This window comes from Enterococcus sp. DIV1094 (assembly GCF_017316305.2).
Lineage (GTDB): Bacteria > Bacillota > Bacilli > Lactobacillales > Enterococcaceae > Enterococcus_B > Enterococcus_B mangumiae.
This window is the reverse complement of record NZ_CP147250.1, coordinates 1,164,161-1,179,271: the sequence shown is the minus strand read 5'-3', so window position 1 is coordinate 1,179,271 and position 15,111 is coordinate 1,164,161. Positions and strand designations below refer to the sequence as shown.

Sequence of the window (15,111 nt, the reverse complement as noted above, 5' to 3'; positions counted from 1 at the left end):
AGGAAACAGGACAGTGGCTGATCCAAAAATTTTAGGCAAAAACAGGGCAGGTCAGAACGCGACGACTAGTAGTAGTAAAAACAGAAAAATGGTCGTACATGGTAGTAAAATAAGTTCTAAAAGATATAAGTCGATAAGTAGCGCTCGAAAACGAAAATTCATGAAGTTGATGAAGGGGAACAATCTCCGGATCAAAAAAAAATCACAGCAAGCAAGTTTTCAGAGCAAACAGCGTAAAAAAGACAAAAACGATAAAAATGATTTAGAGCAAGAATTTTCTAATAACATTGACGAGAACACACCTGTCAATAGTCAGAGCGCCAATCGTCGAAAAAGAGTACAAGAGAGTCGAAGAGATCAATTAAAGCAGCAACAACACGAGTCAATGTTACCCCCTGCTAAAGTCAATACAACAAGCGTTCCTGCTCCTGTGACGAACAACAACGAAGAACAAAATAAAGAAAAAAAGAACACACAAGTACGTTTCAATAAAAAAAAGCGTCATGAGAAAATTCGTAAGAAACAAAAGAAAGATAGTGAATACAAAGGATACGACAGTAAAGTAAATCTAGAAAAAAAACAAAGTCAACAAGAGAAAGTCAACTCTACCACATCAAAGATTCGTCATAAAAATGACAAAAAAGCATTACATCTTTCTAAAAATGAGCAGTTGGAAAAAAAGAAGAGAAATACTAAGCGAAAAGAAGGAAAAAAGAAGGTTGCTGGTAAGAGGAATATGCGGGCGAAATTAGACAACATGTTAAAAAATCAAATTTCGCCTAAAAATCCTTTTAAAAATAAAATCAAAGACTTGATCATTGATAAGATCGGTCGAGATGAGGAAGGGAACTTAAACTTAGTCGGAATTATCATCACCATGCTGATTATTCTACAATTGCCCATCCTATTGAAATTGATCGTTGTTATCCTGATCGTGGCAGTCATCATCTCGATCATCGCAATCTTCCTTTCTTTTTGGACGACGATTTTAAGTTTATTTGTCGTAAAAACAGAGTCGATGATGATCACTGAAGCGTATCATTACGTGACATGGTTGGATACTTATAAGAATCGAGAGGTTTATCAAACCTACAACCGGCTAGTTGATAACCCCGAGCATGATGAAGTCTATTTTGAAGTGAACGGGATACAGTCTGATCCAGAGCAGTTTATGTATGTATCTAATGGGGATAACTACATCTATTATCTGAATGCAAAATTTGAAGATTATGATATCGATAATATCGCTATTGCTACATATCGCAGAAGGGTCGCAGAAAAAACTGGAGTTTGGATTCCATGGTCTTTTCGCTATCGGACATATGCCGTCTTTCAAGATGCGCCTCATCCAATCACACCAGAGCCAATCAAAGTCTATAGAGTAAGAGATGAAATCCATGCGTTACATGATATGGTCTACAACTATACGACGGTCATTGAAAAAGATAAAGAAGTTGAAACTGTTGTGGTTACAGTAGATAAAGAAACAGGAGAAGAACATACCGAAGTACGACGTGAGAGAAAAGATGTTGCTACTGTTAAAATCAATGTGCAAACAATTGGTGAGATGTTTGATTCAAATCCTGAAGTCGAGGTCTTTTCACATGGAATTATTTCGAGCAACACTGAAAGTTATGGGCGAGTCATTGCTTTTGATGAAGATGAGATCGACAAATATTACCCTATTATGGAGAAAGACCGCTTTGAAGATAAAATCTTTATGGCCAATCCATTTGGCAAGATGAACTATGCCACGGTTGTGGATAATTTTGGCTATCGCAGACGAAATCCGGATTCTGGCCACTTTGAAATTGCTCTAGATGCAGAGCCTGGAACGCCCGTTTATGCGACGACCTTTGAGACTGTGCAAAGTATTGATTATACTTATCAAGCTGGACATACAGATGGCTCTGCAGCGGTAACCACAGCATTAGAAACATATACAGGTCTATATTATGCCTACTATGTCAATATTGATCCGGTGGTAAGACGAGGGAGAAGATTAGAAGCGGGGGATTTAATTGGTTACACAAGAAATCAATTTGATGGCAATTTATTGGTTGCAATGAAAGAATATCGCTTCTGGCATCGAGATCCTGATATTTATCCAGCAATTTATATTGATAAGCTAGTTTTTGGTAATGACACCAATCTAGCGTATATGCGCAATGGCGGTGGTCTGCGGGGCAACTTGATCAATCCTCCCGCCTCAGTGACCAAGTGGCAAAACAGAGTGGAGGAACAGACGCGTAAGCATCGTATTGAAGTCTATACTAATGCGATTTTATCGATGATTTGGGTAGAATCTGGTGGGAATGAAACGATTCAACCAGATATCATGAATGCGCAACTGGCATTAGGGTCTCCCGATAGGATCACTACGCCAGAGGAATCGATTGAAAAAGGGGTCGAATATTTTGCTCACCTCATCAAAAAGGCACAGACTAATAATCTTAATGGGCTGGCAGCTGTCCAAGCATATAACTTTGGTGAAGAATATCTAGATGATTTGATTCGAAGGAATGCCCCTTATTCCTTTGAGGATGCCCGACTGTATGCACAAATGAAAAGTAACAACCAAACGATACCTTTTAATCATATCGTCGCACAGGGATTAGGCTATAACTGGCGCTATGTATTTGGTAACATGTTTTACACCGCTATGGTGACAAGAAATATTATGGCAGATACCGGTCGATTAGCCGAACTTGCCAGAAGAGAGCTTGGCAATCCAAATGGTGAGAAGTATTGGAGTTGGGCAGGCTTCACCCATCGAGTCGAATGGTCTTCAGTATTCGTTTCCTGGGTAGCGAATGAAGCTGGTTATTTAGAACAAGGACGAGTCCCAAATACATCGAGTGTTTTAGATATGAAAGAATGGTTTGAAGAAAATGACAAATTCAAAGCGCATGATGAAGGCTATGTTCCGCAATCTGGCGATCTTGTATTTTTTGATTGGGCTGGTGGCAGAACAGGAAAAGATCATGTAGGAATCGTTGAATATTCTGGCGGGAACATTATTCAAGTGATTGAGGGTAATTCTGACAACTTAGTGCGAAGAAGAACTTATGCCATTGGCAGTAACGTTATTTCGGGGTATGGTCTTCCTTAAAGGGGAGGTAGAACCGAAAGTAGTTAACGAATGGTTTAAAGGATATCTAGAAAGGAGGAACTATGCTAAAGAATTTTTTAGAAACGGAATCAGGTAAAAAAATCATTATTGGTCTTGGCTTGCTTGTTGTTGTGATCGCTGGTCTAGTGGGGTATTCATTGATCAATACCCAATCAAGTACCAAAGAAGCTACAGACACGTCAGCAGCAGTACAAGAAACGAGAGACTCAAGAGATCGTTTTAATGCCACTATCTACAGTGGGACATGGTATACTAATTTGCCAGATGACACAGAAATCGAGTTGGCTACTGATGGAACCTATAAAGTTTCAAGTGATTGGTTTGAATCGGGTATTTACTATTTAAATACACGTGGTGAGGTTGTTTTGGAAAGTGATAACAACCGAACGAAAGAATTCGCCTTGCAGACTAGGATGGGGAATACGATCTTGCATCGAAAAGAAGATGGAGAAGATCTTTATCTTTATCCAACGGAAGAAGTGAAAGCACAGTTGGAGGCAGAAATGTCTGAGCAGATCGAAGCAGCGCAACGAGCTGTTTCCCAAATGTGGCTAGATATTTTGATGCAAGGGACTTGGGAAAATACTAACAATAGTCGTTCTTTCACGTTAGAGTTTACAGAAGATACGTTTACTCAGAAAAAAGTGGAAGAAGGCAGAGCGGATGAAGAAGCGACGTTTAAGTATCGCATTATGTCATTTGACACTGATCATGAAGGTGCTAATTTTGTTGTTATGCGGACAGATAGTAGGGATACCCAAAAAACGATCACCTTTAGAATCACAGAAGAAGCAAATCAATATAGGTTAATGGGTAATGAAGGAAGCTTCCAATGGATCGCTCATTTTGAAAAACCGTATGAAACTGTGCAAATGACACAAGATGGAACTAGTCGTTCAGATACATCAAGGACACAGGAAACTACTGATGAAGATGGAAATACCGTCATCATAACAGAAAGAGATGTGAACTAAGATGCATAATAATTCGGATAAAGATGTAGAAATAGATAAGCTCGAGAATGTCTTTAAAAGGTTGTTTCAAAAAGGACCAGTCTGGCTTTACAAATTCGCAAAAAAAGCCATTCAAGTAGTGTTTAAAGTGTACCGAAAAGTCCAAGCCTATCGGAAACATCGAAAAGAAGCAAAAGAAAATCCGGAAAAGAAAAATTCCAAAGAAAAAGATTTAAAAGAAAAAGGGATTTTAGCTAGAGTTCGGAATTTCTTTAAGCAGAAATTCAGATCATTTCAGCGAAACCGTGCCCATAGACGAGAAAGACTGCTGAATAAAGATTCACGATCAAAAGGGATCTTAGCTAGAGCCTTGAATTTTTTAAGACAAAAATTCAGAGGGTTACAACGAAGTCGTGCAGAAGACAGAGAACGACTAATCGAGAAAGATCCAAAAGCAAAAGGTACTTTATCCAAAGCTTGGAACTTTGTAAAGCGAAAACTTGTGATTAGTAGAGATCATCTGACAAGAGAGCAAGGAGTTGCCTCAACCTCTCATGGTCGAAATTCTGGTGAGAAGTCCTTGCTGAATAGAAGTAATTCAGCTGAAAGAGGCGGAACTCCAGATGGCAAGCCAAGGCTATCAGCAGTGACGAATAGAGCGAGTACGCTAGCAAGAGAACGCAATGAATTAATAAGAGGTCAAGGCCTTGCAAGGAATTCATTAACAAAAGGTTCGCCAACGATAGCACGTACGTAGATCCATATATACAAAAAAACAGGTGGAGATTTCCCACCTGTTTTTTTTGTGTGTCTACAATTGATTGATAAGAATCGTCGCAAGTAAACCAAGGGCATAGCTACTGTTGAACAAAATCATATTTTTGATCGAATAGCTAAAACTGATTGGCTGCGGTAAGCTATCTTTAAACTGTTGGAGATTAAGATAGATTTTTGGTAACGACAAGAAAGCCAGAAGGATCGGCCATTGAAAAATGCCGCTGATCAGTCCTACAAGAAGGATCAGGTAACACGCATACATCAAAAGTTGGAAAAGCATGATCCCAATTGGACGGCCGATATAGAAGACCAACGTATAGCGATGATTTTCTATATCTCGTTCTAAGTCACGTAGATTATTCGCTAACATGATATTTGCGATGGTAAAAACAAGCGGTAATGCTGCTAAGATGATCGCAGATACAGCCCAGATATTGCCTGACAGGTTGAAGGTGCCGGTTGTTAAAGAGATAGTCAAATCGAATAAATCGCTGCGATGGGTATTGATATAGATGACCATCGCAAAGATTCCTAGACCCATGGTAAAACCGCTGAAAATCTCTCCTAGCGGCATGCGAGATAAAGGGATTGGTCCAAAAGTATAGAAAATACCGATGAAGCAACATACGACGCCCATCAGTAACAGTAACCAGCCAGTTCTCAACGTCAGTAACACGCCGATGATCAAAACAAATGCGATCATCCCAAGAATCATGTTTCGTATGAGTTTTGGTGAGATACCTGTCCGTCCAATAACATTTTCCTCGTATTTATAAATTTCCGAATGTGCTTTTTCATAATCCATATAATTGTTGATGGCGGTGGTTGCTAAGTCAAAGACAAGCATACCAATAAAAAACAGCAAGGTGTTCAACCACTGTATTTCGTGAAAAAAAGCGATAGAGAATAAAACCCCTATCGCAAAAGGAAATACACTAGCGACTTTTGTTCGTAGCTCAACTACTTCTAAAAAGATTTTTAGTGTCATATCAGTTACTCCTTAGTTTAATTCAGAACGATCGCCCATTGTATATTTTGAATCTTCAGCGAGTTTAAAGGTGTCCTTGATTGGATCAGTCACGTAAACTTTATCGTCTTTTGTGACAAAAATCGCCTCAGTTCCGTCATTCAGCTTATCTTCAATGTAAGCTAAGCCATCTTTCACGCCCATCGCAAAGACCGCGGTAGATAAGCCATCACCATCGATCGATTGATCTGTGATGATCGTGACGCCAGCGATATCATTGTCAAAAGGATAACCGGTTTTTGGATCGAACAAGTGATGATACTTCACGCCATCAACTTCCAAATAGCGCTCATAGATGCCGGATGTGACTAATGTTTTATTTCGTTCTTTGATTGATCCAAGGATCGATCCACGGGCAAGATTTGGATCTTGGATACCGACTGTCCAATCTTGATCTTCACCTCTAGGGCTATGACCAAGAACATAAACATTCCCACCTAGATCGACGATTGCCGTCGTTACATCATTTTCTTTCAAGACTTTGACGACTTCATCAGTGATGAACCCTTTCGCAATGGCGCCTAGATCAAGGATCATCCCTTTTTCTTGCAAGTAAACGGTCTTTTCTTCATCATTGAATTGGACTTTATGATAATCTACCAGTTTCAATGCTTCATCGATTTCTGCTTGTGATGGTTTCCGTGCATCATCAAAGCCGATACGCCATAACTGTGTGATTGGACCGATTGCCATATCAAAACCGCCATGAGAGTCTTCGCTATACTCATATGCACGTTTCAATAAGCGATAGACATCATCAGATACTTTGACAGGTTTGATCCCTGCTTGTTGATTGATCTCATCGACTTCAGAGCCTTCTTGGTTGATCGTGATCTTATCGCCTAACTCTTTGACACGGTCAAAAGCAGGCTTCAATACGTCCTCTTTCCCTTCATCATAGATACGGATACGTACATAAGTGCCAAGTAAAAATTGTTCATCAGTGTAAGGGTCAGAAAGCAGTGAAGTATTGTTTTCTTGTTTACTTTCGGTCGTTGAGTCTGTGCTGCAACCAGCGACGGTCAGTAGGCACAAAAGCAAGACGAAAGGAAGTAATCGTTTCTTCAACATCTATTCCTCATTTCATTTTATCTATTTCGTGTTCCGCATATAGAAATTCTTTAAGCGAAATCAAAAGTAAGCTCATGCTTTGTATTCTAATATAATCTGGCGAGAATGAACATCTTTTTTTCGGGCGGGGGTTGGTACAAACAGAATGGAAAAAGAGATGTGACAGTTGCCACATCTCCAAAATTGTTTTTCTTAAAGTCAGATTAACCCTTTACTGGACAATGTTTATTTTGTCACAATGTTATCGACTTCGATTGTTTGTGTATTGCCTTTTTCAGCGGCATTCACTAATTGTTGTGCATACATGATGAATGAATGGGCACTGTGTGTTGCACCAGTGATTACTTCAACATCTGCTGGAGAACCATCTTCTTCACCCATTGCTGAAACAAGTTCATCATTTAGTTCTGGGATGTAAGTTTGAGGGTCAGTACCAGATTTTGCTTTCATGTTTTCGTTGTATTCAGTGTCATCTTGTTTTGATTTGCCATCTGCATCGATGTAATCAAAGTTTGATTCAGTGACTTTACCATCTGCAACAGTTAATTCAAATTGTACACGGTAGCCGTTAGAATAGTTTTTCTCTTCTAATTTGTATGTGCCGTCTTGTAATTCAGCGCCATTGTCGATTTCGATTGTTTCTGTGTTGCCTGCTTGCGCTGCTTGGATCAATTGTTGTGCATAGTTTTGGAAGCTTTCTGATGAGTGTGTCGCACCAGTGACAACTTCAACATCGCTTGCGCTTTGTGCGCTGACTAATTGATCGTTCAATTCAGGAATGAATGTTTCTGGTTTTGTACCAGATTTTGCTTCCATGTTTTCGTTGTATTCAGTGTCATCTTGTTTTGATTTGCCATCTGCATCGATGTAATCAAAATTTGATTCCGTGATCTTGCCGTCTTTTACAACGATTTCAAAAACTGAGCGGTAACCATTAGAATAGTTTTTCTCTTCTAATTTATATGTACCGTCTTGTAATTCTCCACCAGCAACGATTTCTTTAGATGTTTCTGTTGTACTAGTTTCTGTTGTAGAAGATTGTGCAGTAGAAGTTTCAGACGTACTACTTGAACTATCATTGTTATCTGATCCACAAGCTCCTAGCATCAATGTTGAGAATGCTAATACCGCAAACCCCGTAACAAACCGATTTTTCTTCATTTTATAACCCCGCCATTTCATTTTTTGTCCACAAAATCTTTGTGATTCATTATACATTCTAATAGATATCATCAATAAGTCAACCGTTTTACAAAAATAACCACAGTAATTTAATACAGCGTTTTCTTTCTGGAAATTTCGTGAAAAACAGGCGTTTTTTTTGTAATAAAAAAAACATAAAAAGGTGTTAGACAAATATACAAAACATCTATATAATATATAAAGATTGTGTAATCATTATCAAATTGAAAAAACGATCAACTATGAATAATTTTATATAGAAGAAAATAAGGAGCGGATATTCAATGACAAAGCAAAATATTGTCGTTGTGGGTGCTGGTTATGCGGGTGTTTCAGCTACAAAACACTTGGCAAAGAAACTGAAAAAAGAAGACGTAACAATCACATTGATTGACCGTCATTCGTACCACACGATGATGACAGAACTTCACGAAGTGGCAGGCGGACGTGTTGAACCAGAGGCGATCCAGTACGATTTACAACGATTATTTGCAAGACAGAAAAACGTGGATTTAGTCACTGACACAGTTATCGGGATCGATAAAGAGAAAAAAATCGTCAAGACAAAATTAGGCGCTTATCCATTCGATCAATTGATTTTAGGGATGGGTGGCGAACCAAATGACTTCGGTACACCAGGCGTAAAAGAAAATGGCTTCACTCTTTGGTCATTTGAAGATTCTGTCAAGATCCGTAAACACATTGAGAAAACAGTGGAAAAAGCTGCACTAGAACCAGATGAAAAATTGCGTAAGGCAATGTTGACATTTGTGGTTTGTGGTTCTGGCTTTACTGGGATCGAAATGATCGGTGAGTTGATTGATTGGAAAGATCGTTTAGCAAAAGACTACAAACTAGATCCAAATGAGATTACACTAATGGTCGTTGAAGCAATGCCAACGATTTTGAATATGTTGGATCGTAATGATGCAGCGAAAGCAGAACGTTATTTAAATAAAAAGAATGTTGAACTATTGTTGAATGCGCCAATCGTTGAAGTCGCTCCTGACCATATCAAATTAAAAGATGGTCGTGAAGTACCAACACATACATTGATTTGGACAGCAGGTGTCAAAGGAACAACAGATGCTGCTGACTTCGGATTGGAAACTGCACGCGGTCAACGTTTAGTAGCGAACGAGTACATGCAGGCAAAAGGATATGAAGAACAAAATATCTATATCATTGGGGACTTAGTCTACTACGAAGAATTCCCGAATACACCAACACCACAAATCGTTCAAGCGGCAGAGCAAACAGGGCATACGGCTGCAGCGAACATCGTTGCTTCGATCAAGGGTGGCGAGAAACATAAATTTAAAGGGAATTACCAAGGATTTATGGTTTCTGTTGGCGCAAAATGGGGCGTAGCGAACTTATTTAACAAGATCCATTTAAGTGGCTTTCTAGCAATTATCATGAAACACATCGTCAACTTGAAATATTTCTTTGATATCCGTTCAGGTTATTATATGTTCCAATATATGATGCACGAATTCTTCCATATCAAAGATGATCGTAATGTGACTCGTGGACACTCTTCACGCTATGGCAATGTTTTGTGGAGTGTACCATTACGAATCTTCTACGGTCTCGTTTGGTTAGTCGAAGCTTCGAAGAAAATGATCGGTAACGGTGAAGTACTAAAACCAAGCACTTGGTTTGGCGAAGGTTCATGGTTTACTGGCAACAGCGTATTCCCTTGGACATGGGAATACAATGTGGCAGACGTAGCAAGTGGTGCCTCAGCAGCAGGTGATGCAACGACAGCTGCGAGTGGCGCAGGTGCGACAACTGGTGAAGCAGCAGCACAAGCGGCGCATTTTGGTTTGAGTTATGCGTATGGTGAAGAACCAATGGCAGTGATCGACAAATCACCAGACTGGTTCAACAGTATCATGCAAGTCATCATGCCAAACAACGACGTAGCGATGTTCTTCCAAAAATTCATGGTCTTCTTTGAAATCGCGTTAGCGTTGGCATTGATTGCCGGTTTATTCACTTGGTTATGTAGTGCGACAACGATTGTTTTAGTCATCACTTTCTGTATCTCTGGCATGTTCTACTGGGTAAACATCTGGTTCATCTTTGTGGCGTTCGCATTGATGAATGGCTCAGGCCGTGCGATTGGTTTGGATCGTTGGGTGATTCCTTGGTTACAAAAAACAGTCGGTAATTGGTGGTACGGAAAACCGAAAGCTCGTTACGGCGAATAAATAAAGTTAAATTCAAAAAATCGAAATGATTTTGCATATAAAATCATGACATGAGATGAAATATGGGGGAGCTTGGGGTGTGCAAACATTCCAAGCTCGTCTTTTTCTTACAAAGACTCTTGAAAAAGGGATGAGCCAATCAAATCCTAAGGAGACAGGTTGTTCCTTTCATTCACAACCTTGGCGATTCATGGTAAAATTGGAGCAATCAAATGAGGGAGAAAGGGGTGTGAGTAGTTGAAAGAATTTATTCAAAAAAGTTTATTGAAGCCTTGGGATATTGCCATTATTCTTTTGCTAATCCTACTCTCATTCTTGCCAGTGGTGCTTTTTAGTTATCAACAAGTAGATGCAGCGCCCAATAAAGAAGCGGTGTTGCGAGTAGATGGAACAGAAATCAAATCCTTTCCTTTAGTAGATGGAACTAAAGCCTACACCTATTTATATGAAGACGATCATGGGGATAAGAACCTGATTGAAATCGATGGAGAACGAATTCGGATCAAAGAAGCAGACTGCGATGATCAGATTTGCGTTCGTCGTGGCTGGGCAACGAATAATGGGGAAACAATCGTTTGTTTGCCTCATAAATTAGTGATCGAAGTACGATCAACAGACGGGAGTGGGGAAGACAGTCTGATTTATTAGACGGTTCACGCCATGAGTAAATTACAAAAAATGATCTATATATCTTTACTAGTTGCCCAAGGTGTGATCATCGGCTTATTGGAAAATATGATTCCATATCCTTTTGGCTTTGCGCCAGGTGCGAAACTTGGCTTGGCAAATTTGATTACGATTGTGGCAATTTTTACAATGAAAAAACGAGATAGCTTCTTATTACTTTGGTTGCGTTTGTTTTTGACCACGTTATTAGGCGGAACCATATCGACGTTTCTCTATAGTATGAGTGGCGCATTACTAAGTTATGTTGGTATGCTTTTAGTCAAACAATTAGGACCTAAAAGAGTTAGTATCATTGGAATCAGTGCGACTGGTGGATTTATGCATAATGTCGGTCAGCTATTGACTGCTTCATTTATTGCTCAATCTTGGACAGTCATGCTCTATTTACCGATTCTGTCGTTTCTAGGGATACTTTCCGGACTTGCGATAGGCATCTCTGCAAACTATCTATTGAAACATGTAAGAACATTACAGCGATTCCAAGCAGATTATGATCGGCAGACCAACAGTCAATGGCAATCGGTATTTCTGAAAAAATAAGCGTTATACAAGGAGTTTTTTTATGAAGTTACATCAAATGTGGAGGGACTATCCAACGATCCAGATGGAATTGAACCAGACACTAAAGAAAATGGAAAGTGTTGTTCGGCTGAAAAACAAACCAGTAGAAGAAGCAATCAAAGAAACGATCCATGCGGGTGGAAAGCTCTTGCGTCCGGCTTATCAATTGTTGTTCGCTCAATTTGGACCGGAGCAAGATCGTGAAAAAGCCATTTCGTTGGCCGCATCCATTGAGATGTTGCACATTGCCACGTTGATCCATGACGATATCGTTGATGAGGCTGACGTACGAAGAGGACAGCCGAACTTACGCAGCCGTTTTGGCAATAGTGTCGCTGTGTATGCAGGAGATTATTTATTTGTTTGTTGTTTCAAACTCCTATCAGAATACGCCTCTTCCTTAAAAAGCATGCAGCTGAATGCACGAAGTATGGAAAAGGTATTGAATGGTGAACTAGGTCAAATGGATGATCGCTATAACGCACAATTATCTGTTGAAGAATACTTACAGAACATTTCTGGCAAAACCGCTGAGTTATTTCAATTGAGTTGTTTCGTCGGTGCGTATGAAAGTGGGACAAGCGAGCGTTTTGCGAAAAAAGCAGGAGATATCGGTTTGGCGATCGGCATGGCGTTTCAAATCATGGATGACATTTTAGACTACACGAAACAAAGTGAAGATATCGGTAAACCTGTATTGGAAGATATTCGTCAAGGGGTGTACTCATTGCCTTTGATCTATGCGTTACAAACAGAGAAAAAAGCTGAACTGCTTGAATGTTTGTCAAAAGAAAAACAAATGACACAAGCAGAAGCTGAAAAGGTACAACAGCTGGTCGTTGAGGCGAAGGGTGTAGAGAACGCACAGAAATTAGCGGAGTCTTATACTAAAAAAGCATTAAAAGAAATCAAAAAATTGCCAGACACTTCCTTGCAAACAAAAGAGACATTAGAGAAGTTGACCGCTCAGATTTTAAATCGTGTAGATTAGTGGTTAGATAAAATGAGTATTACTTTTTAGGTAATGCTCATTTTTTCTTTGCCTAGAAAAAGAGGTTTTGCACCCTCTAAAAGAAAGAGGTATGCTAAATAGTAGGTATCGTGTGGTTGCTGATTTTAGAATTGGGCATACTGCACGTATCAGTAGTTTGTTGCTCTTAAACCATGAGCCAGCAATAGTATGGACATGGACCGTTCATCGAACAAGAGGGCTTACATCGTTTTATTTATGGACGTAAGTACATAAAATGACGGAGGAAAAATAAAGGAGGGAAATCAACGCACATAAGAAATAATACATAATATAGAGTGAACCATGGACAAAACAAGTAGTTAAAACATTCATTTTTGTTTATTCTGATAGTCAGCTTATTTAGCATTTTGGGGGAAATGTCGCTGAACGACAAGAATAGATGAGTCAATAAAAAACCAGTGAAAGCCTTAAAGTACTAACTGAAAAGGAAATCACTGGTTTTTTATTTTTTTGTTTTATCTCCCAAAACTTGGACTATGCTGCGGTCGATTGCTCCGTAATTGGTTGCCTTGTTTTAGACTGTTGCTTTCTTTTTGTTGCTGCGCGCTATTGATCTTATCTCGCAGTGTAGCTTTCCGAGACTCAGGAAAAATCCCTTTTTGTGATGCAGTAGTGTGTAATTTATGCTGCCCTTTTTGATCCTCTCTCTTTGTGCGCTCGCTTTTTTGAGTAGACTCGAAAGCTTTCTCGGTTTTCTTAGTATCTCCAGGAATCGTTTCGTAGATGTGTTCAGAAAAGTCAGCTTTGTGCGGTGTTTCCTGGATATTGCCTTCTCTATGTTTTCCTTCTGCCAGTGCTACCGCATCAAATCTTAGTTTCGTCTTTCGATTCGCAGGGGGAAGTTCTTTATAGTGCTCATTGAACGCACGATTAGCCTTTACCACAGCAGACACCACTTCTTTTTCTGTTCGGATACGTATGTCGGGAAGAGGTTCATCTTTCTCATTGCTTTTCTTATTTTCAGGAATCGTTTCATAAGTATGCTCAGTTAGATTTGTGTATTTTTTTAGTAGTTTATCCACCAGCTGTGGATCTAGCGTTTGAATTTTTTCAAGTATATCCAGCGCTCTATTTTTATTATTGTTGATGCCAACGGTTAATTCCTTATATTTTTTTGAAGACCCAGAACGGTCGTTCAGCTTCTCTCTTTTTTCGGTTAAAGTATGCATCATAGTAATCGCATTCCCAAATTTTTTTTCCAGACTCTTGATTTCTGAAGCATGACTTTTTGATAGATGTTTACTTAGTTCCCTTGATCGCTTTCTCATTTCTTCTACTGATAGATTATTTTCTCTAGAATTAGCCATGATTCTCTCCTCATCTCTTGTTTTATCTCTATAAACAAACATAGCATTTTAACCATCTTGTGTTACGCCGACAATTTCTAAGTAAGGGAAATTAGTGGTATAGGCTGTGTACTTGAAACATGAGTGGTTCATCGATGAGGAGACTATTTTTAAGGAATAGAAAAAAGAACATTGACCATTATTATTGATCAATGTCCTGAGTGGTTTGTAGCCGTTTGTTTTATTTTAAATCGTCTGTCTCGTTTTCTCTTGTTTGTTGAATGCTGGATTTGGTCTTTCTTGGTTGTTCATTCTGACTTTGTTTTGTGCGTTAGTTAACTTCTCATTTAATAGCGGTTTAAGATCAGATTTAAGAGTAGATTTAAGTGTAGATTTCGAAATTGATTTTCCAGTTTTTCCTTTTAAAGTGTTAATATGAGTAACCAATAATTTTTTTTTGTTGAGCAACTTTTTCTTATTTTTCCCACTAAGAAAATTAATGATTCTGCCGGTGACTGTCTTTTGCCTTCTTTTGAATTTAGCTAGTTTTCTTTCTATTCGCTTTAACTTTTTCTTGGCTTTACGTAGCGTTAATGGTTTTAGCTTTTTTTTATTCTCCTCATGGATAATCGATTTCTCTTGAGTCTCTGTTCCTTCTCTTTTTTCTCCAATGGAAACAGCAACTTCTTTAACTTTCTCTTTTCCGTCGCCAACGCTAGCTTTTTCATTGCCAATGTGTCCTTTTTTGTCGCCAGGGATTTCTGCATAGATTGGTTCCTGTTTTGCTTCGTAAGCCATTTCGTAGGTACGTTCAGTCAGAGGCTCCCTTTTCGCTAGGGCGAAATGATTATTTATAGCTGTTTCCAATCGATTCGCATGTCCAGGTGAAATATTTTCTAGTCTTTCATATAAAACGATAATTCTCTGCCGATGTTTTTTCATGAGAGCTGTTAATTCCTTATATTCTTCTGAAGACTTAGAAGTGTCACCGAGTCTCTCTCGCTGTTCTAATAACTGCTCGATTCTATTTTCAGAGTGGATGATTTGATTCGACAGTTTAAGGATTGAAGCCTTTTGATCTGGTGTGAACTGTTGTTCTTGTGTTCCTGGTGTTTTCTCTTGTTTTTTAGATTCAGCCATACATATCTCCTTCTCCTATTGTTTATATAAACAAAAATAACATCT

Annotated in this window: 12 protein-coding genes; 7 read left to right on the top strand and 5 right to left on the bottom strand. The window is 39.0% G+C overall.

The window, feature by feature from the left end:
• The first annotated feature begins 13 nt into the window (after positions 1–13).
• The 3 genes from DOK79_RS05705 (at position 14) to DOK79_RS05695 (ending at position 4,843) form a co-directional block, all read left to right on the top strand.
• Positions 14–3,112 (top strand): lysozyme family protein, encoded by a 3,099-nt coding sequence (locus DOK79_RS05705; protein WP_339093087.1) that lies wholly within the window; start codon positions 14–16, stop codon positions 3,110–3,112.
• A 62-nt stretch (positions 3,113–3,174) separates the two neighbouring features.
• Positions 3,175–4,107, top strand: a complete 933-nt coding sequence (locus DOK79_RS05700; protein WP_206858514.1) for a hypothetical protein — start codon at positions 3,175–3,177, stop codon at positions 4,105–4,107.
• Positions 4,108–4,234: 127 nt separating this feature from the next.
• Positions 4,235–4,843: a hypothetical protein gene (locus DOK79_RS05695; RefSeq protein WP_206858515.1), complete on the top strand. Its 609-nt coding sequence runs from the start codon at positions 4,235–4,237 to the stop codon at positions 4,841–4,843.
• Between the two features lie 54 nt (positions 4,844–4,897).
• On the opposite strand, the gene menA is transcribed toward DOK79_RS05695, so the two are convergent.
• The 3 genes from menA to pplA form a co-directional block, all read right to left on the bottom strand.
• Positions 4,898–5,851, bottom strand: coding sequence for a 1,4-dihydroxy-2-naphthoate polyprenyltransferase (gene menA, locus DOK79_RS05690; protein ID WP_206858516.1), 954 nt, complete (start codon positions 5,849–5,851; stop codon positions 4,898–4,900).
• A gap of 12 nt (positions 5,852–5,863) precedes the next feature.
• Positions 5,864–6,958, bottom strand: coding sequence for an FAD:protein FMN transferase (locus DOK79_RS05685; RefSeq protein WP_339093303.1), 1,095 nt, complete (start codon positions 6,956–6,958; stop codon positions 5,864–5,866).
• Between the two features lie 228 nt (positions 6,959–7,186).
• Positions 7,187–8,122 (bottom strand): extracellular electron transfer flavoprotein PplA, encoded by a 936-nt coding sequence (gene pplA, locus DOK79_RS05680; protein ID WP_339093084.1) that lies wholly within the window; start codon positions 8,120–8,122, stop codon positions 7,187–7,189.
• 305 nt (positions 8,123–8,427) lie between these two features.
• Here pplA and DOK79_RS05675 point away from each other — a divergent pair, with 305 nt between their 5' ends.
• From DOK79_RS05675 to DOK79_RS05660, 4 genes are all read left to right on the top strand, one after another.
• Positions 8,428–10,359, top strand: a complete 1,932-nt coding sequence (locus tag DOK79_RS05675) for an NAD(P)/FAD-dependent oxidoreductase (RefSeq protein WP_206858530.1) — start codon at positions 8,428–8,430, stop codon at positions 10,357–10,359.
• 237 nt (positions 10,360–10,596) lie between these two features.
• Positions 10,597–11,007, top strand: a complete 411-nt coding sequence (locus tag DOK79_RS05670) for a NusG domain II-containing protein (RefSeq protein WP_206858532.1) — start codon at positions 10,597–10,599, stop codon at positions 11,005–11,007.
• A 12-nt stretch (positions 11,008–11,019) separates the two neighbouring features.
• The gene (locus DOK79_RS05665) at positions 11,020–11,586 is read left to right on the top strand and encodes a Gx transporter family protein (RefSeq protein WP_206858534.1); all 567 of its coding nucleotides are present in this window, start codon (positions 11,020–11,022) and stop codon (positions 11,584–11,586) included.
• 22 nt (positions 11,587–11,608) lie between these two features.
• On the top strand, positions 11,609–12,598 hold the full coding sequence (locus tag DOK79_RS05660) for a polyprenyl synthetase family protein (protein WP_206858535.1): 990 nt from the start codon (positions 11,609–11,611) through the stop codon (positions 12,596–12,598).
• A gap of 497 nt (positions 12,599–13,095) precedes the next feature.
• On the opposite strand, the gene DOK79_RS05655 is transcribed toward DOK79_RS05660, so the two are convergent.
• On the bottom strand, positions 13,096–13,947 hold the full coding sequence (locus DOK79_RS05655) for a hypothetical protein (protein WP_339093080.1): 852 nt from the start codon (positions 13,945–13,947) through the stop codon (positions 13,096–13,098).
• Between the two features lie 225 nt (positions 13,948–14,172).
• Entirely contained in the window at positions 14,173–15,066 is an 894-nt protein-coding gene (locus tag DOK79_RS05650) for a hypothetical protein (RefSeq protein ID WP_206858539.1), read from the bottom strand.
• Between the last annotated feature and the right edge of the window lie 45 nt (positions 15,067–15,111).

Excerpts from the sequence above, each read along its gene's own strand:
- DOK79_RS05655 (WP_339093080.1), bottom strand. The coding sequence starts at position 13,947 with ATGGCTAATTCTAGAGAAAATAATCTATCAGTAGAAGAAATGAGAAAG.
- menA (WP_206858516.1), bottom strand. The coding sequence starts at position 5,851 with ATGACACTAAAAATCTTTTTAGAAGTAGTTGAGCTACGAACAAAAGTC.
- DOK79_RS05650 (WP_206858539.1), bottom strand. The coding sequence starts at position 15,066 with ATGGCTGAATCTAAAAAACAAGAGAAAACACCAGGAACACAAGAACAA.
- DOK79_RS05700 (WP_206858514.1), top strand. The coding sequence starts at position 3,175 with ATGCTAAAGAATTTTTTAGAAACGGAATCAGGTAAAAAAATCATTATT.
- DOK79_RS05660 (WP_206858535.1), top strand. The coding sequence starts at position 11,609 with ATGAAGTTACATCAAATGTGGAGGGACTATCCAACGATCCAGATGGAA.
- DOK79_RS05665 (WP_206858534.1), top strand. The coding sequence starts at position 11,020 with ATGAGTAAATTACAAAAAATGATCTATATATCTTTACTAGTTGCCCAA.
- DOK79_RS05675 (WP_206858530.1), top strand. The coding sequence starts at position 8,428 with ATGACAAAGCAAAATATTGTCGTTGTGGGTGCTGGTTATGCGGGTGTT.
- pplA (WP_339093084.1), bottom strand. The coding sequence starts at position 8,122 with ATGAAGAAAAATCGGTTTGTTACGGGGTTTGCGGTATTAGCATTCTCA.